Source organism: Micromonospora sp. AP08 (genome assembly GCF_008085935.1).
GTDB classification, from domain to species: Bacteria; Actinomycetota; Actinomycetes; order Mycobacteriales; family Micromonosporaceae; genus Micromonospora; species Micromonospora chersina.
In genome coordinates this window covers 658,580-682,601 of sequence record NZ_VSEZ01000001.1, presented here as the reverse complement: position 1 = coordinate 682,601, position 24,022 = coordinate 658,580, and the positions used below count along the sequence as shown (strand labels likewise).

23 protein-coding genes are annotated in these 24,022 nt (G+C 75.1%); 15 read left to right on the top strand and 8 right to left on the bottom strand.

All coding sequences use genetic code 11. The features are described from left to right. Window positions 1–18: 18 nt before the first annotated feature. The 5 genes from FXF50_RS03070 to FXF50_RS03050 form a co-directional block, all read right to left on the bottom strand. Window positions 19–858, bottom strand: a complete 840-nt coding sequence (locus tag FXF50_RS03070; protein ID WP_091306463.1) for a carbohydrate ABC transporter permease — start codon at window positions 856–858, stop codon at window positions 19–21. 1 nt (window position 859) lies between these two features. After that, complete coding sequence (locus tag FXF50_RS03065; RefSeq protein ID WP_148425631.1) at window positions 860–1,792, bottom strand: carbohydrate ABC transporter permease; 933 nt, start codon at window positions 1,790–1,792, stop codon at window positions 860–862. Beyond that, on the bottom strand, window positions 1,789–2,859 hold the full coding sequence (locus FXF50_RS03060; protein WP_148425630.1) for a LacI family DNA-binding transcriptional regulator: 1,071 nt from the start codon (window positions 2,857–2,859) through the stop codon (window positions 1,789–1,791). Before FXF50_RS03060 ends, FXF50_RS03065 begins: the two co-directional genes overlap by 4 nt. A 120-nt stretch (window positions 2,860–2,979) precedes the next feature. Next, window positions 2,980–3,420 (bottom strand): DUF4395 domain-containing protein, encoded by a 441-nt coding sequence (locus FXF50_RS03055; RefSeq protein WP_148425629.1) that lies wholly within the window; start codon window positions 3,418–3,420, stop codon window positions 2,980–2,982. Window positions 3,421–3,534: 114 nt separating this feature from the next. Then, window positions 3,535–3,981, bottom strand: coding sequence for a thioredoxin family protein (locus FXF50_RS03050; protein WP_255509854.1), 447 nt, complete (start codon window positions 3,979–3,981; stop codon window positions 3,535–3,537). Between the two features lie 234 nt (window positions 3,982–4,215). On the opposite strand from FXF50_RS03050, the gene FXF50_RS03045 reads away from it, so the two are divergent. The 13 genes from FXF50_RS03045 to FXF50_RS02985 all read left to right on the top strand — a co-directional run bounded on the left by FXF50_RS03045 (window position 4,216) and on the right by FXF50_RS02985 (window position 19,711). Then, window positions 4,216–5,349, top strand: a complete 1,134-nt coding sequence (locus FXF50_RS03045; RefSeq protein WP_148425628.1) for an N-acetylmuramoyl-L-alanine amidase — start codon at window positions 4,216–4,218, stop codon at window positions 5,347–5,349. 139 nt (window positions 5,350–5,488) lie between these two features. Further along, window positions 5,489–5,902 (top strand): VOC family protein, encoded by a 414-nt coding sequence (locus FXF50_RS03040; RefSeq protein ID WP_148425627.1) that lies wholly within the window; start codon window positions 5,489–5,491, stop codon window positions 5,900–5,902. Between the two features lie 97 nt (window positions 5,903–5,999). Further along, window positions 6,000–7,085 carry an endonuclease/exonuclease/phosphatase family protein gene (locus FXF50_RS03035; protein ID WP_148425626.1) on the top strand — a complete coding sequence of 362 codons (1,086 nt, stop codon included), beginning with the start codon at window positions 6,000–6,002 and terminating at the stop codon, window positions 7,083–7,085. Between the two features lie 195 nt (window positions 7,086–7,280). Beyond that, entirely contained in the window at window positions 7,281–10,487 is a 3,207-nt protein-coding gene (locus FXF50_RS03030; protein ID WP_148425625.1) for a penicillin acylase family protein, read from the top strand. Between the two features lie 61 nt (window positions 10,488–10,548). Further along, complete coding sequence (locus tag FXF50_RS03025) at window positions 10,549–11,298, top strand: ABC transporter permease (protein WP_148425624.1); 750 nt, start codon at window positions 10,549–10,551, stop codon at window positions 11,296–11,298. Between the two features lie 40 nt (window positions 11,299–11,338). Continuing rightward, window positions 11,339–13,489, top strand: a complete 2,151-nt coding sequence (locus tag FXF50_RS03020) for a glycogen debranching N-terminal domain-containing protein (RefSeq protein ID WP_148425623.1) — start codon at window positions 11,339–11,341, stop codon at window positions 13,487–13,489. A gap of 56 nt (window positions 13,490–13,545) precedes the next feature. Further along, the gene (locus FXF50_RS03015; protein WP_148425622.1) at window positions 13,546–14,040 is read left to right on the top strand and encodes a DUF2231 domain-containing protein; all 495 of its coding nucleotides are present in this window, start codon (window positions 13,546–13,548) and stop codon (window positions 14,038–14,040) included. Window positions 14,041–14,058: 18 nt separating this feature from the next. Further along, window positions 14,059–14,976 (top strand): NADP-dependent oxidoreductase, encoded by a 918-nt coding sequence (locus tag FXF50_RS03010; protein ID WP_148425621.1) that lies wholly within the window; start codon window positions 14,059–14,061, stop codon window positions 14,974–14,976. 38 nt (window positions 14,977–15,014) lie between these two features. After that, the gene (gene dinB / locus FXF50_RS03005; protein WP_148425620.1) at window positions 15,015–16,202 is read left to right on the top strand and encodes a DNA polymerase IV; all 1,188 of its coding nucleotides are present in this window, start codon (window positions 15,015–15,017) and stop codon (window positions 16,200–16,202) included. A gap of 199 nt (window positions 16,203–16,401) precedes the next feature. Beyond that, window positions 16,402–17,334: a hypothetical protein gene (locus FXF50_RS03000; RefSeq protein ID WP_148425619.1), complete on the top strand. Its 933-nt coding sequence runs from the start codon at window positions 16,402–16,404 to the stop codon at window positions 17,332–17,334. Continuing rightward, window positions 17,331–17,819, top strand: coding sequence for an ABA4-like family protein (locus FXF50_RS02995; RefSeq protein WP_148425618.1), 489 nt, complete (start codon window positions 17,331–17,333; stop codon window positions 17,817–17,819). Before FXF50_RS03000 ends, FXF50_RS02995 begins: the two co-directional genes overlap by 4 nt. Before the next feature lie 9 nt (window positions 17,820–17,828). Beyond that, a complete protein-coding gene (locus tag FXF50_RS02990) occupies window positions 17,829–19,088 on the top strand; it encodes a sensor histidine kinase (RefSeq protein ID WP_148425617.1) in 1,260 nt (419 codons plus the stop codon). Continuing rightward, a complete protein-coding gene (locus tag FXF50_RS02985; RefSeq protein ID WP_148425616.1) occupies window positions 19,085–19,711 on the top strand; it encodes a response regulator transcription factor in 627 nt (208 codons plus the stop codon). The genes FXF50_RS02990 and FXF50_RS02985 overlap by 4 nt, the downstream gene beginning before the upstream one ends. 13 nt (window positions 19,712–19,724) lie before the next feature. Here FXF50_RS02985 and FXF50_RS02980 read toward each other — a convergent pair whose 3' ends face one another. The 3 genes from FXF50_RS02980 to FXF50_RS02970 form a co-directional block, all read right to left on the bottom strand. Further along, complete coding sequence (locus FXF50_RS02980; RefSeq protein WP_148425615.1) at window positions 19,725–20,438, bottom strand: RraA family protein; 714 nt, start codon at window positions 20,436–20,438, stop codon at window positions 19,725–19,727. 90 nt (window positions 20,439–20,528) lie between these two features. Next, on the bottom strand, window positions 20,529–21,848 hold the full coding sequence (locus FXF50_RS30105; RefSeq protein ID WP_148425614.1) for an FUSC family protein: 1,320 nt from the start codon (window positions 21,846–21,848) through the stop codon (window positions 20,529–20,531). Window positions 21,849–21,908: 60 nt separating this feature from the next. After that, window positions 21,909–22,661 carry a dienelactone hydrolase family protein gene (locus FXF50_RS02970; protein ID WP_148425613.1) on the bottom strand — a complete coding sequence of 251 codons (753 nt, stop codon included), beginning with the start codon at window positions 22,659–22,661 and terminating at the stop codon, window positions 21,909–21,911. A 126-nt stretch (window positions 22,662–22,787) separates the two neighbouring features. On the opposite strand from FXF50_RS02970, the gene FXF50_RS02965 reads away from it, so the two are divergent. Both FXF50_RS02965 and FXF50_RS02960 read left to right on the top strand, forming a co-directional pair. Further along, complete coding sequence (locus FXF50_RS02965; protein WP_148425612.1) at window positions 22,788–23,126, top strand: hypothetical protein; 339 nt, start codon at window positions 22,788–22,790, stop codon at window positions 23,124–23,126. A gap of 80 nt (window positions 23,127–23,206) precedes the next feature. Beyond that, a complete protein-coding gene (locus tag FXF50_RS02960; RefSeq protein WP_148425611.1) occupies window positions 23,207–23,947 on the top strand; it encodes a L,D-transpeptidase family protein in 741 nt (246 codons plus the stop codon). The last annotated feature ends 75 nt before the right edge of the window (window positions 23,948–24,022 follow it).

Genomic DNA, 24,022 nt, shown 5'->3' with positions numbered 1-24,022 from the left:
TGGTGGTTGGGGGTGTGGTCAGCCCTTGACCGCGCCGGCGAGCGACCCGGACGAGAGGCGGCGTTGCATGACCGCGAAGAAGATCAGGCTGGGCAGGGTGGCCAGCAGCGAACCGGCGGCCAGCGGACCCAGGCGGGCGGTGCCCTCGATGCCGACGAACCGGGCCAGGGCGACCGGCAGGGTCGCCAGCTCGGGGGTCTTGACCAGCACGAGGGCGAAGAAGAACTCGTTCCAGGCGGAGATGAAGGAGAACAGCGCGGTGGCCACGATGCCCGGCGCGAGCAGCGGGAAGACGACCCGGCGCAGCACCTGGAGACGGGTGGCGCCGTCGACGCTGGCCGCCTCCTCCAGCTCCCGCGGGATGTTGCGGACGAAGCCCTGGAGCATCCACAGGGCGAACGGCAGCGCCCAGACCACGTAGATCAGCACCAGTCCGGCGTGGGTGTTGGCCAGGCCGACCTGCCGCAGGATCAGGAAGATCGGGATGATCAGCAGCACGAACGGGAAGAGCTGCGACAGCAGCACCCAGCCCAGCGCGACGGTGCCGAGCTTCGTCCGGAACCGCGCGAGGGCGTACGAGGCCGGCAGCGCGACCAGCACGGTGAGCACCGCCGAGGCCAGGGACACCTGGAGGCTGTTCAGCGCGGCCCGGCCGAGCTGCTGCTCGGTGAAGGCCTGCACGAAGTTCTGCACGGTGGGGTTGCTCGGGATGAGCGTGGGGTGCAGCTGCACCAGTTCGCGGGGCGGCTTGAACGCGGTGGACAGCAGCCAGACCAGCGGGAACCCGAGGAAGATCAGGTAGCCGGTGAGCGCGACGTACTGGAGCGTCCGCCCGGTGCGGCTCGGCTTTCCGAACATGTCAGTTCGCCTCCCTCAACCGGCGACGCAGGTAGACCGCGAGCAGCGCGACGATGATCACGACCATGACGTTGCCGAGGGCCGCGGCGTAGCCGTAGTTGCCGTAGCGGAACGCCTCCTCGTAGGCGAAGAGCATCGGCAGCATGGTCTTGCCGCCCGGCCCACCCGCGGTGAGCACGTAGACCAGGCCGAACGAGTTGAAGTTCCAGATGAAGTCGAGCGAGGTGATCGCCACGACGACCGGCGCGATGGCGGGCAGCGTGACGTTGCGGAACCGGTGCCAGGTGGAGGCCCCGTCCACGGCGGCCGCCTCGTGCAGCTCGCGCGGCACGCCCTGCAACCCGGCCAGGAGCACGACGGTGGTCTGCGGCATGCCGGCCCAGACGCCGACGATGATGACCGCGACCAGGGCGGTGCTGAAGTCGCCGAGCCAGTTGGTGCGCAGCCCGTCGGCGCCGACCCGGTGGAAGAACTCGTTCAGCAGGCCGGCGTCCGGGTGGTAGACCAGTTTCCAGAGGATGCCGACCACCACGGGCGGCATCGCCCAGGGCACCACGGCCAGCACCCGGGCCAGCCCGCGGAAGCGCAGCTGCTGGTTGAGCAGCAGGGCCAGGCCGAGGGCGAGCACGAACTGGAGCACGGTCACCCCGACCGCCCAGAGCAGACCGATCTTGAACGAGTTCCAGAACAGCTCGTCGCCGAGCAGTTCCCGGTAGTTGGCCAGCCCGGTGAAGCTGATCTCGACGTGGCGCCCGGCCCGGGCGTCGGTGAAGCCGAGGTAGATGCCGCGCACCAGCGGGAACACCGACAGCACCACGATGGGCAGCAGCGACGGGAGCAGCAGCAGGTAGATGCCGAGCCGGTCGGAGCGGGACCGGGCCCTGCGGGGCCCGTCGGCGCGGGCGACGTCGGGCCGTTCGGCCACCGTGGTCATGCCGTCACCTCCGGGGTACGCGGCGCGGGAGCGGGCAGCGACGCGGCGGCGCTGGAGGCGCGCACGGCGAGGCTAGGGGCGACCTGCTCGCGGCGTGGCGGCAGGGTCGGGTCGGCGATGCGCTGGAGCAGCAGTTCGGCGGCGCGGCGACCGCGCTCGGCCGAGCCGAGGGAGACGCTGGAGAGCTGGGGGAACATCATCCGGGCCAGCACGGTGTCGTCCATGCCGACGACCGCCACGTCCTCGGGGACGCGCCGGCCGGCGGCCAGCAGGGCGTGCAGCGCGCCGACCGCGATGAGGTCGTTGGCGCAGACCAGCGCGTCGGGCTCGGCGCGGGCGAGGAGGCGCTCGGTGGCGGCCCGGCCGGGCTCGTACCGGAAGTCGCCGACCTCGACGAGGCGCTCATCGAGCGCGATGCCGTGCCCGGCGAGGGCGGCCCGGAAGCCGGCGTCGCGGGCCGCGCCGGGCACCGTGTCCAGCGGGCCGTTGACGAAGCCGATCCGCCGCCGCCCGGCCGCGACCAGGTGGTCGACGGCCAGCCCCACGCCGGTACGCGAGTCGGTGCGGACGTTGTCCACGGGCGCGTCGGCGGCGAGCTGGCCGACGACGACCACCGGCACCGGGCTGTCGACCAGCGCGGCGAGGTGGTCGTCGGTGACCCGGATCGGGGAGACGATCATCCCGTCGACGTAGCGGTGGGCCAGCCGGCGCAGCAGGGCGGTCTCGTTGGCGATCTGCCCGCCGGTGGCGTGCACCAGCAGCTGCCGGCCGGACGCGGCCACCACGGACTCGATGGCGCGCATCATCTCGACGTACACCGGGTTGCCGATGTCCTCGACGGCGAGCGCGACGAGGCCGGTGCGCTGCGACTGGAGCGAGCGGGCGATGGCGTTGGGCACGTAGCCGACCTCGGCCGCGGCCTCGCGCACCTTGCGGACGGTCTCCGGGCTGCCGCCGACGCCGTTGAGCACGCGGGAGGCGGAGGCGATGGAGACACCGGCGCGGGCGGCGACGGTGTGGACGGTGGGCCGGCCGTCGGCCGACTCCTTTAAACGTTTACGACCCACGCCCCGCACCTCCGCCTGTCTGCTGTAAACGTTTCCGGGAGTCTGCGCCCGACCCGACGGTCAGGTCAAGGGCTCGTTACGAAAACGTTTCCAACGGCGGTGAGCTGGGCGGGGACGAGATCAGCCGGGGCGGGCCGGTGTCCGGGCGGCCAGGGGGCGGCCGGCGAGGCGGCGGATGGCCAGGTAGCCCTCGCAGCCGAGGCAGAGCCCGAAGGCGGCGTTGAGGAACGCGGCGGCGAGCGCCGCCGCGGTGGCGACCAGCCCGAGCAGCGGCACGCCGGCCAGCCAGCCGGCCGCGCCCACCGTGGCGAAGGCCAGGCCGACGAGCTGGGCGAAGCGGACCGGCGCCACCGGCTCCAGCTCGGCCGGCGGGGCCAGCCGGGGCGCGACCAGGGCGCGGAAGAGCAGGCCGTACGGGCCGAGTCGCGGGTGGACGGCGGTCAGCGCGAAGACGACGGCCTGGGCCAGGACGAGCCAGCCGGAGCCGGTGACCAGGGCGACGGCGAGGACGACGGTGGTGAGGGCGGCGGCGAACCGCGGCCCGCGAGGGTCGAGCAGCATGGGGGCTTCCGTTCGGCGGCGAAGGGGTCGGTCAGGCGGTGGCGACCGGCGCACAGAGGCTCGCCGCGAGCCGCCCGTGGTCCACCACCCGCCGCCGGATCAGCCGGACGCCGGTCACGCCCGCGCCCCGGCGGTCAGCGGCGTGAGCGCGGCGAGCAGGTCCGCCCGGTCGGGCACGCCGGAGGCCCGCCGGACGATCCGGCCGTCGCCGTCCACCAGCAGCACCGTCGGGGTGCGCCACACGTCCAGCTCGCGGGCCCGGTCGAGCTGCTCCTCGACGCCGACCTCCAGGAGTGCGACACCGTCCACACGGCCCGCGACGTCCGCGAGCACCCGGCGGGCGGCCCGGCAGGGCGCGCAGACCGGGGCGGAGAACTGGATCAGGGTGACCACGCCCGGGCGGACGCCGAGAGCGGCCAGCGCGGCCCGGTGCGGCGCGACGGCGGCCGGGGACACGGCACGCAGCCGGCCGTCGCGACGGCGCCGCCACCAGCCGAGGACGGTGGCGGCCGCGAGCACCGCGACGAGCACGAGGACGCCGGTCAGGCGAGGCGGCTGCACGGGTCCAGGCTGCCACGACGACCGGCGGCGGGAATCCCACCGTCCCACCCACCGGACGTGACATCGCCTACTCCGGTGGTGGGAATGGCGGGCCGACCGACGGCCCCGCGATCGACAGTCGTCGCATTTGTCCTCTGGCGCGCCGACCGATCCTGGCAATATTCTCCACTTCGCGCGCAGCTTTTGGAGTTCCTTTACACGCCCGCACACCCGTCGGGCCACCGAGGAGATGCCATGCACTTCGACCACCCCGAGCTGGACCGCCGCACCCTGCTGCGGGCCGGCCTCGGCGCCGCCGCGGTCGCGGTCGTCGGGAGCGAACTCGCCTTCCCGGCCGCCGCGCAGGCCGCGCCGGGCGCGGACCTCGACTGGATCATCAGCTGCGACGAGTGGGGCGCCCGCCCACCGGCGGACCCGCTGTCGATCAGCGCGATCCCGACCAACAAGATCATCGTGCACCACATGGCATTCCCCAACAGCACGGACTACTCCGAGGAACACGCCAAGCAGCTCGCCCGCGACTGCCAGAACCTGCACCTGGACGTGAACCGGTGGTCGGACACCGGGCAGCACTTCACGGTCAGCCGGGGCGGCCACGTCCTGGAGGGCCGGCACGGCAGCCTGGAGCGGTTGCAGGCCGGCGACCGGCAGATGATCTCGGCGCACTGCCCCGGCGAGAACGGCCGGGCCATCGGCATCGAGAACGAGGGCACCTACGTCACCGACACGCCGCCGCAGGAGCTGCTCGACTCCCTGGTCAAGCTCTGCACCACCATCTGCCAGCAGTACGGGCTGCACGCGCACGACATCTTCGGCCACTGGGACTTCCGGGCCACCCAGTGCCCGGGCGCCATGTTCTACCGCGAGTTCCCCGCGCTGCGCCGGCGGGTCTTCGCGAAGCTCGGCACCGACCTGGGCGACGTGCCGGCCCGCCGCTGGCCCGACATCTGGCGCTTCGTCGGCGGCCCGGTCGTGAAGGTGGCGCAGTACCTGCTCACCTTCCGCGGCTACACCGTCCCGGTCACCGGCGTGTTCGACGCCGCCACCGTGGCGGCCGTGCAGGACTGGCAGGCGCGCAACGGCATCCCGGTCGACATCGACGCCACCCTGACGGCGCCCACCTGGGAGACCCTGGCGCCGGAGCTGGACAAGGACGCCACCGGCATCCCGGTCCAGGCGGTGCAGTTCATGCTCAACTCCAAGGGCTACGCCGACGTGGCGATCACCGGCGAGTACGACCACCCGCCCAAGAAGGCCCTCCAGGACCTGCAGGAACTGCACGGGCTGGACACCAACGGCAAGGTCAGCACGACCACCTGGTGCGCCCTGGTGGGGGGTGTGGTGCGCCAGTCGTTCCAGCAGAGCTGACGGCGCACCGGCGGGGAAGACGGTGGGGGTGGCAACGGCGCCACCCCCACCGTTGCCGTCCACACTCACCCGTCGCGCCTCGTAGGCCGCGGCCCGTCTCTCTGCGACGATGCGCAGGTCACGAGACCGAGGAGGCGAGATGACGTCCCGACTGAATCCGTACCTGAGCTTCCGCGACAACGCCCGCGAGGCGATGGAGCACTACCAGCGGGTGTTCGGCGGCGACCTGCGGATGAACACCTTCGGCGAGTTCGGCAACCCGGACCCGCAGGTGGCCGACCTGATCATGCACGCGCAACTGGAGACCGACCAGGGCTTCACCCTGATGGCCTCCGACACCCCGCCCGGGATGGAGTTCACGCCGGGCACCACCATGGCGGTCAGCCTCAGCGGTGACGACGCCGACGACCTGCGCCGCTGGTGGGAGCAGCTCGCCGAGGGCGGCAACGTCACCATGCCGCTGGAGAAGCAGATGTGGGGCGACGAGTTCGGCATGTGCGTCGACCGTTTCGGCACGTCCTGGATGGTGAACATCGGCCAACCCCAGGCCTGACCGCCGGGCGGGGGTGGCCCGAACGGCGGTGTCCACGCTGGTGGGACCGGCGTTAGCGTACGCGGATCCACGGATCCCGCCGGAGAGGACGACAGTCATGGACGGCAGCTCTCGCGCACACCTCCGACGCCTGGCCAGGCTGGCCACCGCGGCCGCCCTCGCGGTGGCCGGCCTGGGGCTGGTCGCCCCGCCGGCACACGCGGAAGCCGGACCCAAGGTCGCCGTGCTGACCCGCAACCTCTACCTGGGCGGGGACCTCACGCCGTCGATCGCCGCGCCGACCCTGCCGGCGTTCCTGGCCGCGAACGCCGCGCTGCTGAACCACGTGGACCTGGTCGACTTCCCGGCCCGGGCGGCGCTCATCGCCGACGAGATCCGCGAGCGCAAGCCCGACCTGGTCGGCCTTCAGGAGGTGGCGCTCTGGCGCACCGGGCCGCTCGGCGACCCGGCCCCGGCCACCGAGGTCCGGTACGACTACCTGGCCCTGCTCATGGCGGAGCTGGCCGAGTCCGGTCACCCGTACGACGTGGTGGTGACGCAGGACGAGGCGGACCTGGAGGCCCCGGCCGGGGCGCCCTACCTGCGGGACGTCCGGCTGACCATGCGGGACGTGATCCTGGTGCGGCACGGCGGCCGGATCACGGTGAACGGCACCTCGTCGGGCCACTTCGTCAACAACCTGGTCTTCCCGCTCGCCGCCACCGGCGGCACCGCCACGAGCACCCGCGGCTGGACGGCGGTGGACGCCGCGCTGGGCGGCCGCACCTTCCGGTTCGTCAACACCCACCTGGAGGCGTTCCACCCCGGCGTGCGCCTGCTCCAGGCGCAGGAACTGCTGCGCGGCCCGCTGAGCGTGCCCGGCCGCCTGGTCCTTCTCGGCGACCTGAACAGCGGCCCCGAACTGCCCGACCCGAACAACCGGCTCGCGTACCTGGCCCTGGTCGCCGGCGGAATGGTGGACACCTGGCCGATCCTGCACCCCGGCGACCCGGGCTACACCTCCGGCCTGGGCGACGACCTGACCCAGCCGGCCGACGACGTCGAGCACCGGATCGACATGGTGCTGGTCCGCGGCCCGGTGACGCCGGTGTCCAGTGAGGTCTTCGGCAACAAGCGGCAGACCCCCGGCGGCCGCTGGGCGTCGGACCATCTCGGACACCAGGCCGTGCTCGCGCTGCCCTGATCGAGGCGAAACGTCGGCATTCGCGCGTGGTGAACGGCACCTATCCCCACGCATGGAACGCCATCAATCATTACCCGGAGGTAGACATGAGTCACTCTCACCTCCGGGTATGACGCCCGGGCACGGAGGGCGAGACGTCGGCAAGCGGCAGCCGGGCGTACGACCGGCCCGACTCCGCACCCCGGAGGAATCGCCATGCCCCGTCCCACCACCCGTGCCCGGCTCGCGGCGCTGACCGCCGCCACCCTCACCGCCGGCGCCCTGACGGTCGTCCCACCGTCACCGGCCGCCGCCGCCACCACCTTCACCGGCAACGACTACTGCCTCGGCCAGTGCGCCGACATCCTGCCGCCCGGGGAGAACGGCAACGCCACGCTCGCCGCGATCCTCGCCCACCAGGCGCTCGGCACCCGGCCCGGGCACTCCAGCGACCAGCTCGACGAGTACGCCAACCTGGTCTACGGCTACGCCGGGCTCACCGACGAACAGATCGCGCAGTTCTACAACGACGCCTCGTTCGGCGTGCCCGACGCGCAGGTGGAGAGCACCGTGCGGCCACGGGCGGACGTCACCATCGTGCGGGACAGGGCGACCGGCGTGCCGCACGTCACCGGCACCACCCGCTCGGGCACCATGTTCGGCGCCGGCTACGCCGGGGCCCAGGACCGGCTCTGGGTGATGGACCTGCTGCGGCACGCGGGTCGCGGCACGCTCACCTCCTTCGCCGGCGGCGCACCGGGCAACCGGGAGCTGGAACAGAGCATCTGGGCCAACTCGCCGTACACCGAGGCGGACCTCCAGGCGCAGGTCGACGCGCTGCGCCAGAAGGGCGCCCGCGGGCAGCAGCTCTACACCGACGTCACCGACTACATCGCCGGCGTCAACGCCTACATCGACCAGTCCATCAGCGCCGACAACTACCCCGGCGAGTACGTCCTGGCCGGCGCCGGCAAGCCCCAGCACTTCACCATGACCGACCTGATCGCCACGGCCGGCGTCATCGGCGGGCTGTTCGGCGGTGGCGGCGGCTCCGAGATCCAGTCCGCCCTGGTCCGGGTGGCGGCGCGGGCCAGGTACGGCGCCACCGAGGGCGACCGGGTCTGGCAGGCGTTCCGGTCCCAGAACGACCCGGAGACGGTGCTCACCCTGCACGACGGGCAGAGCTTCCCGTACGGCGCCACCCCGGCCGGCGCGACCGGGACGGTGCTGCCCGACGCCGGCAGCGTCGTCGCCGAGCCGCTCGCCTACGACCAGACCGGCGGGGCCACCACGGCCCGGACCACCACGGCCCGGACCACCGACGGCAGCGCCAGCACGCAGCCGCTGCTCAGCGGCCTGGCCGGGCTGCGGTCGCACGGCATGTCCAACGCCGTGGTGGTCTCCGGGCGGCACACCACCACCGGCAACCCGGTCGCCGTGTTCGGCCCGCAGACCGGCTACTTCGCCCCGCAACTGCTCATGCTCCAGGAGTTGCAGGGGCCGGGGGTCAGCGCCCGGGGCGCCGCCTTCGCCGGGCTGAACCTCTACGTGCTCCTCGGCCGCGGCCAGGACTACGCGTGGAGCGCCACCTCCGCCTCCCAGGACCTCACCGACACCTACGCCGTGCCGCTGTGCACCACCGACGGCAGCGCGCCCACTCTCGGGTCCAACAGGTACCTGTGGCACGGGCAGTGCGTGGCCATGGAGGTCCTCCAGCACACCAACTCCTGGTCGCCGACCCTGGCCGACTCCACCCCGGCCGGCTCCTACACGCTGCGGGCGCTGCGCACGCGCTACGGCCTCGTCGCGTACCGGGGGCTGGTGAACGGGCAGCCGACCGCCTTCACCAAGCTGCGCTCGACCTACCGGCACGAGGCCGACTCCGCGATCGGCTTCCAGGCGTACAACGACCCGGCGGCCATGGGCTCCGCGGCGGCCTTCCAGCAGTCCGCCGCCAGCGTCGGCTACGCCTTCAACTGGTTCTACGTCAACTCGACCGAGGCGGCGTACTTCAACTCCGGGTCGAACCCGGTCCGGCCGTCCACCGCCGACCCCAACCTGCCCACCCGCGCCGAGGCGGCCAACGAGTGGATCGGCTGGGACCCGGACACCAACACCGCCACCTACACCCCGGCCGCCGCCCACCCGCAGTCGGTGAACCAGGACTACTACGTCAGCTGGAACAACAAGCAGGCCCGGGACTTCGGGGCGGCCGACGGCAACTTCAGCTTCGGCTCGGTGCACCGCGGCCAACTCCTCGACGGCCCGGTGCGCGCCGCGATCGCCCAGCGCAAGCTCGGCCGGGCCGACGTCGTGCGGATCATGGCCGACGCCGCGGTCACCGACCTGCGCGGCCAGCAGGTCCTCGGCGACCTGCTGCGGGTGCTCGGCACCGCCCCGGTCACCGACCCGGCGCTGGCCGACGCCGTGACCAAGCTGCGGGCCTGGCAGCAGGCCGGCGCCCGCCGCGTGGAGACCGCCCCCGGCTCCAAGGTCTACCAGCACGCCGACGCCATCCGGATCTTCGACGCCTGGTGGCCGCTGCTGGCCGCCGCGGAGTTCCGGCCCGGCCTCGGCCCCGACCTCTACGCCGCGCTGGTGGACGCCATCGAGGTGAACGAGGCGCCGTCGGGCGGCCAGAACGGCGGCCGCGACGGCACCGCCGTCTGGTCCCTCCAGGGCCAGCCGCACAAGGGCTCCTCATTCCAGTACGGCTGGTGGGGCTACGTCGACAAGGACATCCGCACGGTGCTCGGCGACCCGGTGGCCGGCGGGCTGGGGCGGACGTACTGCGGCGGCGGCAGCCTCGGGGCCTGCCGGCAGAGCCTGCTCGACACCCTCGCCCAGGCGGCCGCGGCGCCGGCCACCACCGTCTACCCCGGCGACAAGTCCTGCGGGGCGGGCGACCAGTGGTGCGCCGACGCCATCGCCCAGTCCGGGCTCGGCGGCATCACCCACCCGCTGATCGCCTGGCAGAACCGCCCCACCTACCAGCAGGTCGTCTCGTTCCCGGCGCGCCGCGGCGACGACGTCACCAACCTGGCCCAGGGGCGCCCGGCGATTGCGTCGAGCACCCAGTTCCTCACCAGTTACACCCCGGACAAGGCGGTCGACGGCAGCCTCGGCAGCCGCTGGTCCAGCAGCTACAACGACAACCAGTGGATCCGGGTGGACCTCGGCGCGGCCCGCACGGTCGGCCGGGTCGTGCTGCGCTGGGAGGCCGCGTACGGCAGCGCGTACCGGATCGAGGTCTCCGCGGACGGCGGCACGTGGCAACCGGTGTTCAGCACCGCCGCCGGCAACGGCGGGACGGACAACGTCACCCTCGCCCCGGTCACCGCCCGCTACGTGCGGGTGTACGGGGTCAAGCGGGCCACCTCGTACGGCTTCTCGCTCTACGAGTTCGAGGTCTACGGGCGGTGACACCGGCGGTCGGCCGGCGGGGCCCCACCCGCCGGCCGGCCACCCGGCATAAGGTCGTCGGATGGGCGGCGGCGGCACGGTACCGATCGGCCCGGCACTCGTCGTCGCGCTCACCGCGCTCACCCTGGCCGGCGCCGCCGTGCTGCGGCTGGCCGGGCTCGGCCGGGCCCGGACCGTGCTCACCGCGGCGGCCCGGGCCACCGTCCAGCTCGGCGCCGTCTCGCTGGTCATCGTCGCCGTCCTCCGCGCCTGGTGGAGCACCGCCGCGTTCGTGCTGCTCATGTACGTCGTCGCCGCCCTCACCGCGCGCCGGCGGATCGGGGCCGGCGCGCCGGCCCGGGTCGTCCCGCTGGCCATCGCGGCCGGGGTGGTGCCCAGCCTGGCCGTGCTCCTGGCCAGCCGGGCCCTGCCCGCGACCCCGCTCGTGGTGCTGCCCACCGCCGGCATCCTGATCGGCGGGGCGATGACCGCGACCAGCCTGGCCGGCCGGCGTACCCTCGACGAGCTGCGCACCCGGCACGGCGAGTACGAGGCCGGGCTGGCCCTGGGGCTGCTCCCCCGCGACGCCGCGCTGGAGATCTGCCGCCCGGCCGCCGGGCAGGCCCTCGTCCCGGCGCTCGACCAGACCCGCACGGTCGGGCTGGTCACCCTGCCCGGCGCGTTCGTCGGCGTCCTGCTCGGCGGTGCCGGGCCGGTCCGCGCCGGGGCCACCCAGCTGCTGATCCTGCTCACCCTGCTGGCCGTGGAGGCGGTGGCCATCGCGGTGGCCGTCGAGCTGCTCGTGCGGGACCGGGCCCGCACCGCGCCCTGAGCCGGGTGTAGCGAGGGCGCGAAGGGGTAACGGCGGCCCGATGACCTGGGTCCGCAACCTGCGCGTCCGGCCCGACCTGCTCTACGTCGCGAGCGGGTGGAGCACCCTGGTCACCGACGTCCGCGGCCGGATCGCCGGGGCGGACCCGCAGGGCTTCTTCGCCCGCAACACGCGGGTGCTCAGCCGCGAGCGGATCACCGTGGACGGCCGCGAGCCGGTGCCGTTCGCCACCGCCAACGTGGGCGGGCACGCCCAGCTCTCCTACGCCGAGCTGGGCGACGGGGAGGCGCTGCCGTCGCGGGCCGCGTACCTGACCGTGGAGCGGTTCGTCGGTCCCGGGCTGCGCAGCCGGTTCACCGTGGTCAGCTACGCCGAGCAGCCGCTGCGGTTCCGGTTGGGGCTGGCGGTCGAGGCGGACTTCGCCGACACCAGCGAGGCCGAGGCGGGCCACCGGCTCCAGCTCGGCGAGGTGCACAGCCGGTGGGATCCGGCCGCCGCGGAGCTGCTCCTCACCTACCGGCACGAGGGGCTGGACCGGTCGGTGGCGGTCCGGCTGCGCGCCGACGCCCCGGTGGCGTACGCCGACGGCGGATTCACCGTCGAGCTGGTGGTGCCGCCGGGCGGCCGCGCCGGGGCGGACCTGCTGGTCGAACCGGTCTTCGACGGTGAGCGGCTGCCCGCGCCCCCGGCCACCTTCGCCGAGCCCGACGACCCGGCCGCCCGGGCGAGGGCCCGGCTGGACGCCGAGCTGGCCCGGCTGAGCAGCAGCAACTTCGACCTCACCGCGGCCTGGCGGTGCGCCGTGCGGGACCTGGCCGTGCTGCCGCTCGGCGAGCCCGCCGGCCCGGCGGCGCCGATCGCCGGCCTCCCCATCTACCAGGAGATCTTCGGCCGGGACACGATGACCGCCTCCTGGCAGGCGCTGCTGGCCGGCCCCACCATGCTGGCCGACAGCCTCCGGCTCAACGCCCGGCACCTGGGCCGGCGGCTGGACGACTGGCGGGACGAGGAACCCGGCAAGCCGCTGCACGAGGCCCGGCAGGGGCCGGTCTCCCTGCTCGGGCTGAACCCCTACAGCGCCTACTACGGCGACTGGTCCACCGCCCCGGACTTCCTGGTGTTCCTCGGCCAGTACCTGGCGTGGACCGGCGACCTGGACACGGTGCGGGAACTGCTGCCCACGGCGGGCCGGGCGCTGGAGTGGATCGACCGGTACGGCGACCCGGACGGCGACGGCTTCCTCGACTACCACTGCCGCTCCCCGGGCGGGCTGAAGAACCAGGGCTGGAAGGACTCGGACACGGCGATCGTCGACGAGCGGGGCGAGGTGGTGCCGAACCCCATCGCCAGCAGCGAACTCCAGGGCTACTGGTACGCCGCCCTGCGGCACGCCGCCGTGGTGTTCACCGTCACCGGGCACCCGGCCCGGGGCGCCGCCCTGCTGGCCCGGGCCCGGGGGCTGCGCCGGCGGTTCCACCGGGCGTACTGGCTGCCCGACCGGCGCTGCTACGCGATGGCCCTCGGGCCGGACCGGCGGCCGGTCCGCTCGACCAACTCCAACGACGGTCACCTCCTCGCCACCGGCATCGTGCCCACCCGGGTCGCCGAGAAGGTGGCCGACCGGCTGCTCGCCCCGGACATGTTCAGCGGTTGGGGGGTGCGGACCCTGTCGGCGGAGCACCCCGCCTACAACCCGTTCAGCTACCACCGGGGCAGCGTCTGGCCCGTGGAGGCGGGCACCATCGGCCTGGGGCTGGCCCGGTACGGGTGCTGGCCGCACCTGCACCGGCTGGCCGAGGGCATGGTCGGCGCCGCGGCGCTCTTCGCGGAGCACCGGCTGCCCGAGGTGCTGAGCGGGCTGCCCCGGGACGACGCCCACCCGCACCCGGGCGTCTACCCGAACTCGTGCTCCCCGCAGGCCTGGTCGGCCAGCGCCGTGGTGGCCCTGGTCCAGGCCCTGCTGGGGCTGCGCCCGGCCGCGCCGCTGCGCGCGGTCCTCGTTGACCCGCACCTGCCCGCGTGGCTGCCCGACCTGCGGCTGGAGGGCGTACGGGTGGGCGGCGCGACGGTGGACCTGACGGTGCGGCGACGGCGCGGCGGGCGTACCTCGGTGCGGGTGCGCGGCGACCGGCTCGCCGTGGTCCGCCGCCCGCCGCGGCAGGCGATCACCCTGGCCCGGCGGGAGGTGTAGTCGGCGCAGGGCGGGGAAACCGGCCGCGCCTGGGGGCCGAGAAGGAAAGGACCGGCATGGAGAGTCGCGCGAAGTCGATGGGGCACGCCATCCACCCCATCCTGATCGTGTTCCCCCTCGGACTGCTCGCCACCTCGGTGATCTTCGACATCCTGTACCTGATCACCGACCGGACGGGTTTCCAGGTGTCCGCCGCGTACACCATCGCCGCCGGCGTGATCGGCGGCCTGGTCGCGGCGGTGTTCGGCCTGATCGACTGGTCGGCCATCCCGGCCGGCACCCGCGCCAAGCGGGTCGGCGCGGTGCACGGCCTCGGGAACGTGGTCGTGCTGGTGCTGTTCGCGGTGAGCTGGCTGCTGCGCCGGGCCGCGGACAACTGGGACCCCAACGCCGGCGCGCTGGTCTGCAGCTTCGCCGGCATCGTGCTGGCCGGTTTCACCGGCTGGCTCGGCGGCGAACTGGTCGAGCGGCTGGGGCTGAGCGTGAGCGACGGGGCGGGCGTGAACGCGCCGAGTTCGCTGTCCCGCCGGGCGCGCGCCCGCGGCGCCTGACCGAGAAGGGACGAACGGATGCGGGCGATCACTCTCGATCGGGAGGGGGCGGCGCCGGCCGCCCGGGACGACCTGGCCCGGCCCAGCCCCGGCCCGGACGAGGTGCTGGTCCGGGTGCGGGCGTCCTCGGTCAACGCCTTCGACCGGAAGGCGGCGGCCGGGATGATGCGCGGGTCGATGGACTACCGGTATCCCGTCGTGCTGGGCAAGGACTTCGCCGGCGAGGTCGAGGCCATCGGCGGCACCAGCCCGTTCCGGGTCGGCGACGCCGTGTTCGGTGTGCTCATGCGTCCCTACCTGGGCGAGGGCACGTGGGCCGAGTACGTGACCGTCGGCGGCGGGGACGGCATCACCCGCGTCCCCGACGGCGTCGAACTGTCCACGGCGGGCGTGCTGGGGCTGGCCGGTGTCACCGCCCTCGACGCGCTCGACGCGCTGGCCGTGCGGCCGGACGACACGGTGCTGGTGGTCGGGGCGACCGGCGGCGTCGGCGCGCTGGTCGTGCAGTACGCCCGGCTGGCCGGCGCCCGCGTCGTCGCCACCGCCCGTCCCGGCCCCGCCACCGACTTCGTCCGCGACCTGGGCGCCGCCGAGGTGGTCGACTACACCGGCGACCTGATCGGGCAGGTGCGCGCCCTCGCGCCGGACGGCGTCACGGCCGTGGTGCACCTGGCCGGTGACGGCGCGCCACTGGCGGGGCTGCTCGCCCCCGGCGGGCGGCTGGCCTCCACCATCGGCTTCGGCCCCGACGAGCACCCGGCGGCCGTCTCGATCTTCGGCCGGCCGGAGCGGGCGACGCTCGACCGGCTCGCCGACGACGTGCTGGCCGGCCGGGTCCGGGTGCCGGTCGACCGCCGCTACGAGCTGGACGAGGTGCCGCGGGCCCTTGCCGAGTTCTCCGGCGCCCTGGGCAAACTCGCGGTCAGCATGCCCTGACCGGCCCGGCGTTCGAACATCTGTGCGAACATGTGCTGGTGTCGAGCGAGGCCACCATCCTGCACGCCGACCTGGACGCGTTCTACGCCTCCGTCGAGCAGCGCGACGACCCCCGGCTGCGGGGTCGTCCGGTGATCGTCGGCGGCGGCGTGGTCCTCGCCGCGAGCTACGAGGCGAAGGCCCGCGGGGTGCGCAGCGCCATGGGCGGCCGGCAGGCCCGCCGGCTCTGCCCGGACGCCGTCGTGGTGCCGCCCCGGATGGCCGCCTACACGGCGGCCAGCCGGGCGGTGTTCGAGATCTTCCGGCGGACCACCCCGCTGGTCGAGGGGCTCAGCATCGACGAGGCGTTCCTCGACGTGGGCGGGCTGCGCCGGCTCGTCGGCCCGCCCGCCGACATCGCGGCGGAGCTGCGCCGGGAGGTACGCCGCCAGGTCGGCCTGCCGATCACCGTCGGGGTGGCCCGGACCAAGTTCCTCGCCAAGGTCGCCAGCGGGGTGGCCAAGCCGGACGGGCTGCTGGTCGTCGCGCCGGAGGGCGAGCTGGCCTTCCTGCACCCGCTGCCGGTGGAGCGGCTCTGGGGCGTCGGCCCGGTCACCGCCGCGAAGCTGCGCGAGCGGGGCCTGCGCACCGTCGGGCAGGTGGCCCGGCTCGACGAGCCGACCCTGGTGTCGCTGCTCGGCGCGGGCGCCGGCCGTCACCTGCACGCCCTCGCCCACAACCGCGACCCGCGCGCCGTGCAGGTCGGGCGGCGGCGCTCCTCGATGGGCGCCCAGCACGCGCTGGGCCGCGAGCCGCACTCCCCCGCCGAGTTGGACGCCGTGCTGGCCGGGCTGGTCGACCGGGTCACCGGGCGGATGCGGACGGCCCGGCGCACCGGGCGCACGGTGACCCTGCGGCTGCGGTTCGCCGACTACACCCGCGCCACCCGCGCGCACACGCTGGACAAGCCGACCGCGCAGACCGGGCCGCTGCGGGCCGCCGCCCGGTCGCTGCTGCGCACCGCGCTGCCCGAGATCGAGGCCCGGGGCATCACGCTGATCGGGGTCGCCGTCGGCAACCTGGACGACGGGCACGTGCAGCTCACCCTGCCGGTCACCCGCGACCCGGGGCCGGCGCTGGACGCCGCCGTGGACGCGGTGCGGGACCGGTTCGGGTCGCGGGCGCTCACCCGCGGGGTGCTGCTGGGCCGCGACCCGGGGTTCGAGATGCCCATGCTGCCCGACTGACCGTAGGCTCCAGCGCTCATCGCCTGGACGGCCGACCCCGACGGCAACCCGATCCAGCTCGTCCAGTCCCCGCCGGCCGACCGGACGTGAGCCCGCGCCGCCTCCTCCCCGGGTAGGAGGCGGCGTCTCCGACCCGCGGCCGGCATCGGGGCCTCCGGTCGGGCGCGACGGGGCGGCCACGCCACCAGCATCTACAGGCATGACTACCGTGCTGAACCGGGCGGCGCGCTGGCACCGCCCCCTGATGCTCTTCGTCGCGGCGATGGCGGCGCTCACCGTCGTCGCGGCCGTCGGCGTGCTGGCCGACCCCCGGGTGCTCACCGGCGTGCCGATCTGGCTCAAGCCCCTGAAGTTCGCCATCTCGTTCGTGCTCTACGGCACCACCCTCGCCTGGATGCTCACCCTGCTGCCCCGGCGCAGCCGGATCGCCGAGTGGGCGGCCACGGTGATCGTCGCCATGTCGGTGGTCGAGATGGCGATCATCGTCACCCAGGTGCTGCGGGGCACCACGAGCCACTACAACGGCACCACCCCGCTGAACGGCGCGCTGTTCTCGGCGATGGGCGCCGCCATCATGGTGCTGTTCGTCGCCCAGCTGGTCATCGGGATCGTGGCGCTGCTGCGGCCCACGGCCGACCGGGTCGCCGGCCACGCCGTCCGGCTCGGCCTCGGCCTGTCCCTGCTCGGCATGCTGGTCGCCATCCCGATGGTGACCCGTACGCCCGACTCGGCCGCCGAGGGGATCAGCGGGGCGCACAGCGTCGGCATGGCGGACGGCGGCCCGGGGCTGCCCCTGGTCGGCTGGAGCACCACCGGCGGCGACCTGCGGATCGGGCACTTCGTCGGGCTGCACGCCCTCCAGGCGCTGCCGCTGCTCGCGATGCTGCTCAACCGCTTCCTCGGCGACCGGCTGGACGAACGGACCCGCGCCCGGCTGCTGCTCGTCGCCGGCGCGGCGTACGGCGCAGCCACGCTGCTGCTCACCTGGCAGGCGTTGCGCGGGCAGCCGCTGCTGCGCCCGGACGCGCTCACCGTGGCCGTCGCGGTCGCCCTGCTGGCGGCGACGGCGACCGCGACCGGCGCCGTGCTGGCCCGGGGGCAGCGCCGCGCGGACGTGGTGGTGGTCGCATGACCGGGACCCTGTTCACCCTGACGTTCGCGGTCGCCGCACCGTTCTGGGCGCTGATGATCCTGCTGCCCCGCTGGTCGTGGACCGCCCGGATCGTCGGCTCGCCGCTGATCGTGCTCCCGGTCCTGCTGATCTACGCGGTCCTGATCCTCCCGGCGCTCGGCCGGGTGCTGCCGGTGGTCACCGCGCCGACCCTGGAGGGCGTCCGCGACCTGCTGGGCAGCGCGGACGGCGCGACGGCGGCCTGGGCCCACATGATCGGCTTCGACCTGTTCGTCGGCCGCTGGATCTGGCGGGACAGCCGGGAGCGCGGCATGCCGGCGCTGCTCATGGCGCCGGTGCTGCTGCTGACCATCCTGCTCGGACCGCTCGGCCTGGCCGTCCACCTCGGACTGCGGACCGGCTGGGCGCCGGCCCCCGTCGGCAACGGCGGCGGGACGACCAGTGCCCGGCCGGCGGGTCCTCCGGTTCCCGAGCGCACCCCCTAGGCTGGCGTCGTGGGCTGGGTGGGACGCCTGTTCGACGCACGCGACACGCTCGCGCGGATGCTGCTGCTCGACCTCAGCGGCCTCGGCTACCTGGTCTTCGGCGCCCAGGGCCACCACGCCCCGACGGCCACGCAGTGGGTGCTCGCCCTGGTCGCGTTCGGCACCGCCCTGGCGTGTCACCGCCGACCAATGGTGAACCTGGCGGCGCAGGCCGCGCTGCTGGCGGTCGCCTTCCCGCTGGTCGACGACACGACGATCAACCAGGTCGGCGCGAGCTGGGCGCTGCTGGAGCTGACCATGTGGGCCGACCGGCCCCGCACCATCTGGCTGGCCGCCGGCCTGCTGGCCGCGGTCGACCTGACCGACTCGATCGGCGACCCCGTCCGGCGGCTGCTCTCCGGTGTCTTCGGCCTGACCGTGGAGGTCGGCCTGCCGCTGCTGCTCGGCCTGGTCATCCGGACCACCCGGGAGCTGGCCCGACAGGCCGAGGAGCGGGCCGCGGCCGAGCAACGCCGCCGGGAGTCGGAGAGCCGCGCCGCCCGCGCCGGCGAGCGCAGCGCCATCGCCCGCGAGCTGCACGACGTGGTCGCACACCACGTCGCGTCGATGGTGCTGCGGGTCGGGGTGGCCCGGCACGTGCTGCCGGACCTGGATCCGCGGGTGAGCGAGGTCTTCGACGACGTGCACGGCACCGGCACCGCCGCCCTGAACGACCTGCGCCGCCTGGTCGCGGTGCTGCGCGACCCCGACGGCGTACGCGGCGACGCCGCGCTGACCGCGATCGAGCCGGCGGCGGTCCCGGCGGCGCTCGACGCGGCGGTGGACCGGGCCCGCCAGGCCGGCATCACCGTGGAGGCCGACGTCGACCCGGCGGTCGGGTCGCTGGACGCGGTGCGGGGCCAGGCGGTCCTGCGGCTGACCCAGGAGGCACTGACCAACGTGGCCAAGCACGCCGGCACCGCGGCCCGGGCCCGGCTGGCCGTGGCGGTGGTCGACGGCGCCGTGCACTGGGAGGTGTCGGACGACGGCCGGGGGTCGGTGCCGGCCGCGGTGCCGGCCGGCGGCGGCCACGGCCTCACCGGGATGCGGGAGCGGGTCGAGGTGCTCGGCGGGCGGCTGGAGGCGGGACCGACCGGCGCCGGCTGGCGGGTCCGCACGGTCCTGCCGGCCGGGGGCGTCGCGGGGCCGACCGACTCCCCCGCCCGCCCGCCGGAGCCGGCGGCGCCCCGCCCGCGCCCGGCCGGCCCGCAGGCGCCGGAGCCGGCATGATCCGCGTCCTGCTGGTCGACGACCAGCACCTCATCCGCGCCGGCCTGCGCATGCTCTGCGACGCCCAGCCCGACCTGGAGGTGGTCGGCGAGGCCGAGAACGGCCGGGAGGCGATCACCCTCGCCGCGCGGCTGCTGCCCGACGTGGTCGTCATGGACCTGCGGATGCCCGGCGTCGACGGGATCACCGCGACCAGCCGGATCCTCGCCGACCGTCCCGCCACCCGGGTGCTGGTGCTCACCACGTTCGGCGACGACGACCACCTCTATCCCGCGCTGACCGCCGGCGCCTGCGGGTTCCTGCTCAAGGACGCGCCCCCGGTCGACCTGCTCGACGGCGTACGCCGGGCGGCCGCCGGGGACAGCCCGTTCAGCCCGGAGGTGCTGCGGCGGCTGGTCCAGCGGGCGGTGCACGCGCGCGCCGGGGCGCCGCGACCGGTGCACGGCCTCACCGCGCGCGAGCGGGACGTGCTGGACCTGGTGGCCGAGGGCCTGTCCAACACCGAGATCGCCGACCGGCTGCACATCGGCGTCACCACGGTGAAGACCCACATCACCAGCCTCATGACCAAGACCAGCAGCCCGAACCGGGTACGCCTGGCTCTGTGGGCCCGCGGCGCCTGAGCGCCGGCCGGCGTCACTCCTCGATGGCGCCGCCCACCGCGCGCAGGTGCTCCCGGAACGTCAGCGCCGGGTTCTCGGCCCGGCCCGCCAGGTACGCCCCGAACCCGACCTGCGCCCGCAGCGACTCACCGGTCCGGATCCGGTCGGCCTGCCGCCGCTCGGTGTCCCGGATGGACTCCGCCAGGTCGAACAGCTCGCCGACCCGGCCGGCCGGCACGAAGAGCACCCCGTCCTCGTCGGCCAGGGCCACGTCGCCGCGGTCGAGCGTCCATCGGCCCACCCGCACCGAGGCCAGCGCCGCGGCCGGCCGGGGGTCCAGCCGCTGCGGCCCGGTGGGGATGGCGCCCAGGCTGAACACCGGCAGCCCGACCGACCGGATGTCGCCGGTGTCCCGGTGCAGGCCCCACACCACGAGGCCGGCCAGGCCGGCGGCCCGCGCCTCCAGGACCACCAGGTCACCGACGCACGCCTCGTCGGTGCGCCCGTCGTTGTCCACCACCAGCACGTCGCCGGGGGCGGCCCGGTCGATCGCCTCCAGGAAGATGTCGACGCTGCCGACGTGCCGGGCCGGCAGCACCCGGCCGGCCAGCCGCCCGCCGGCCAGCACCGGCCGCACGCCGGCCGGGGCGCAGCGCACCGGGACGGCGGCCCGCAGGCAGGCGTCGGCGACGTGGGCGGTGGTCAGCGCGGCGAACCGCCGGGACAGCTCTGCGCGGTCGATGCTCATGGGCCGACGCTAGCCAGCCGGCCCGACCGTGGGAGGGGCCAGTTCGCGGCCCGTGGCTTGGGCCCGTCGCCCCCGCCGGCAGCGGCGAGGTCAGGCCGGACGGGGCGTGCGCGTCGGCGGGCGGAACGGGTCGGGACGGCCGCGGGCGCGCCGGGCCACCCAGGTGCGCCGCCGGGACCGCGGGGTGCGCCGGACCGGCCGGTGCATCTGCGCCCGCAGTGGCGGGCGCCGTTCCGCCTCGCCCGCGCCGGCCGCCCGGCGCACCATGCGGTTGGCGTCGTCCGGGTCGCACCCGGTGGCACGCAGCACCTCGCTGTCCGCCGTCCGCAGGTCGGTGATCACGCCGTCGGCGAAGGAACGCACCCCGTACGCCCAGGCCCGCCCCGCCAGCTCGGCGCTCTCCCGGACCAGCCGCCGGGTGCCGGTCAGGTCCTCGCCGTCCCGGCACTCCCGGCGCATCACCCGGATCGCCTCACCGAGGCGGGTCACGGCGTCGGCCAGCGTCGGCGGGATCGGCTCGCCGTACTGGAGGGCGGTGGCGGAACGGCGGGCCACCGAACGGGCGTACAGGATCACCCGCTCCAGGTGTTGCGCGGCGGCGGCGTACCGGTGGAACTGGGCGCGGCGGCGCCAGCGGACCGGCGCGAGGGTGACCACCTCCTCGGCCCCGCTGAGCGCCTCGTTGAGGCGGCCCACGTCGGCGTCGAGCCCGCGCATCCGCTCCAGGGACCGGACCGCCGCGTCGGCGTCCCGGGTGGTCAGCGCGCGGGCGACGGCGTCCAGTTCGGTGGTGAGCGTGGTGACGATCGGCTCGGTCGCCCGGTCCAACACCCGCAGCGGGTTGACCGGCAGCAGCAGCGCCACCACGAGGAGGCCGACCAGGCCACCGACCAGCGCGTCGAAGATCCGGGGCAGCTCCAGGCCGGGCTCGACCGGGGCGAGGGTGGCGATCAGCACGGCGGTGCCGCCGGCCTGGCCGACGAGGGCACCGCCGCGCCCGGCGACCAGCAGCGCGGTCGCGATGGCCAGGGTGACCACGAGGCCGGTCTGCCAGGACCCGGAGCCGAGCACCGTGCGCAGCACGTCACCGACCACGATGCCGAGCCCCACCCCGACCAGCAGTTCGAGGGTACGCCGGGCCCGCTGGCCGATGGCGGTGGCGATGGTGCCGACCGCGGCGGCGGGCGCGAAGACGTGCGCACCGGACCCGAGCAGGCGCTGGGCGAGCAGCGCGGCGAGCGCGGCGGCGAGCCCGGACTGGACGGCGATCACCACGGTGACCTCCAGTTGGCGCAGCCGCAGCCGGCCGGCCGCACCGCCCTCGGCGCGGGCGTGGGCCAGCGCCCGCCCGGTCCGCTCGGTGGCCCGGTCCAGGGGCGAGCGGACGGTGTCGGGGCGGTCCTCGGCCATGGCGGCGGTTACCCGGCGCGGCGCGGGTGAATCTGCGGTCGCCGGCGGCCGGCGACCGGGTCAGCGCCGGAAGGTGCGGTCGAGCAGGTCGAACAGGGCGGCCCAGTGCCGCTCGGTGGCCCGCTCGTCGTACATCGGGGTGTCCGCCTGGGTGTAGCCGTGGCGGGCGCCCGGGTAGACCTCCGAGCGGTAGGTGACGCCGGCCGCGTCGAGCGCCTTCTCCAGGGTGGCGATCTGCTCGGCGGTCATCGACGGGTCGTGGTCGGCGTGGCCGAAGTACAGCTCGCCGGTGACCGCGCCGACGCCCAGGTGCGGGCTGTCCGGGGCGTCGGTGACCACCCGGCCGGCGTGGAAGGCGGCCGCCGCGGCGATCCGGTCCGGGTGCGCCTCGATGGCCCGCAGCGCGTTCGTGCCGCCCATGCAGTAGCCGACGACGGCCGCCGGGCCGGGCGCGACGCCGGGCTGCGCGGCGAGGAAGTCCAGGTAGGAGGCGGTGTCCCGGGCCACCACCTCGGGCGTCAGCGCGCCGATCATCGGGGACACCGTCGCGAACAGCGCGCCGCGGCGGCTGTCGTCGCCGAGGCCGGAGAGGTCGACCAGCGGGGCCCGGCCGAAGCGGTGGAACAGGTTCGGCACCAGCACCACGTGGCCGCGGGCGGCCATGGTCTCCGCCATCTCGGCCAGCCGCGGGCGCAACCCGAACGCGTCCATGAAGACCAGGACGGCGGGGAAGGGCCCGTCGCCGTCGGGCCGGACGAGGAAGGAGTCCGCCACCCCGTCGCCGGTCGGCACGTCCACGGTCGTCGTCTGCACTCTCCGAACCTCCCCGAGCTGCGCGTCCGCCGAGCACGCTACCCCCGGCCCGGCAGACCGGCACGGCGAGCCCTTCCGGCCGGCCCGCCGACCGGGCATCCTGGGTGGATGGGAGAGGTGCGACCGATGCCCGGTTTCGGCGACCTGTTCACCGACCTGCGCGGCGAGGACCGGACGCTGCGGGTCAGCTACCACCCGGACCGCGGCGCCGTGGTGCTGTCGCTGTGGAACGGCACGCTGTGCCGCGGCTCGTTCCGGATGCCCACCGACGACGTGGACCGGCTCCTCGCGCTGCTGACCGCCGTCCGGGTCGCCGCCGCCGGGGACGACGCGGCCGGTCCCGGGACGGCCGCCGGCGAGAGCGCGGCCGCGGTCCCGGAGCCGTCCGTGGAGCGCACCGGCGACGTGTCGGGCACCGCCCGGCGCGCGGTCCTGCCGACCCCGCCCGCACCCCGGGTGGCCTGACCGGGTGGAAACCGGACGAAGGGGCACCTCTCCCCGCCTTCCGAACTAGCGTCCGGGTAGGACCTCGGAAGGGAGGGACGATGCGTCCCGTCTCACCACACGCCATTCGCCACCGCCGCCCCGCCGCGCACGCCGCGCTCGGGACGGCCCTCCTGGTCGCCGGCCTGGCCGTACCGGCCACCCCCGTCGCGGCCGCCCCCGCCTCGGCCTCCGGCCCGGCCACCGGCGCCGCCGTCACGCTCGCGGCCGCCGGCCAGCCGACGCTGCGGCAGGGCTCCCGGGGCGCGGCGGTCAGCGCGCTCCAGGCACGGCTCACCGCCCTGCGCTACGACGTAGGCGGGGTCGATGGCATCTTCGGGCCGTCGACGCACCACGCGGTCGTCGCCTTCCAGAAGGTCAACGGGCTGGTCCGGGACGGCATCGTGGGACCGCGCACGCGGGCGGCGCTCGACCGGCCGGTCGTCCCGAAGCCGAAGTACACCCACCCCGGCTACTCGGTGGAGGCCGACCTCACCCGGCAGGTGCTCTACCTGGCCAAGGGCGGGGCGGTGGTCCGCATCCTGGACGCCTCCAGCGGCAAGGCCAGCACCCCCACACCGACCGGCGACTGGACGGTGGGGCGGCGCATCGACGACTGGCGGCAGAGCGACCTGGGCCTGCTGTGGCGGCCGAACTACTTCCACCGCGGCTACGCGGTGCACGGCGCGAGTTCCGTGCCCACCTATCCGGCCAGCCACGGCTGCGTCCGGGTGCCGCTCCGGGCGATGGACCGGCTCTGGACCACCATCCGCGTCGGCACCCCGGTGCACGTCTACCGTTGACGGCCGCACCACCGCGGCGGAGGCCGGCGGGCGGGTCGTTTGCGGCGGCGGCGCGCGGGAACACGGCTTCCTCCA